Annotated in this window: 2 pseudogenes; one reads left to right on the plus strand and one right to left on the minus strand. The window is 70.3% G+C overall.

The window, feature by feature from the left end:
• Window positions 1-279 (plus strand): annotated as a pseudogene (locus A5673_RS18090) (hypothetical protein); the annotation flags it as partial.
• Window positions 280-307: 28 nt separating this feature from the next.
• Here the strand turns inward: A5673_RS18090 and A5673_RS18095 are convergent.
• A pseudogene (locus tag A5673_RS18095) lies at window positions 308-861 on the minus strand (hypothetical protein); the annotation flags it as partial.

An 861-nucleotide genomic window follows, 5' to 3' on the forward strand; every position in this document is an offset into this window, starting at 1 on the left:
TTCGGCACGCCCTACGGCACCGTCGACTACGAGGGCGCCACCATCCCGGTCCCCGTCGACGACCAGACGTTGCAGGAGATCACCAAGATCACCGACGGCGAGGCGTTCCACGCCGACAGCCTGCAATCGTTGGAAAGCGTCTATTCGACGCTGCAGCGCCAGATCGGCTACGAGACGGTGAAGGGCGACGCCAGCCTCGCCTGGATGCTGCTCGGGGCGGTGGTCCTGGCCGGCGCCATCCTGGCCGGTCTCGCGCTCAACAGCCGGTTGCCCTCCTAGGCGATCAGGGCGGCGATCGGGTGGGCGATCAGGTCGGCAGCCGCCGGTTGATCAACAGGGCCAGCGCCGCGGCGATGAGCGCGGCGACGACGCCCAGGCGCAGCCACCCGGCGCTGCCGGGTCCGGGCACCGTGCGAAACCCGATGTCGTTCTCGATGGCGTTGTAGCTCTTGTTGAGCTCGGCGATGTTGGTCGCGGTGTAGGACTGCCCGCCGGAGAGCTGGGCGATCTTTTTCATCTGGTCGGTCGAGACGGGAACGGCGACCCGCTGCCCGTTCATCTCGATCTCGCCGCCTTTGGTGCCGAACGAGATCGTCGAGATGGGCACGCCCTGGTCCTTGGCCAGCCGCGCGCCGCGGTGAACGCGCCCTGCGGGGCGTTGGGGTCCAGCGGCACGTTCTCGGCGCCGTCGGACTCCAGCACGATGCGCGCGGGGGGCGGCCCGTCGCCGCCGCCCAGCACCGAGCCGACGGTGGCGATCGCCTGCAGCGCGGTGAAGAGGCCCTCCCCCGTCGCCGTTTTCGGCGCCGGCTTGAGGCCGTCGATCGCCGCCTTGACGGCCTGGCGGTTCGTCGTCGGCGA

Origin of the sequence: Mycobacterium sp. E3198, assembly GCF_001667015.1 — a bacterium.
GTDB lineage: Bacteria > Actinomycetota > Actinomycetes > Mycobacteriales > Mycobacteriaceae > Mycobacterium.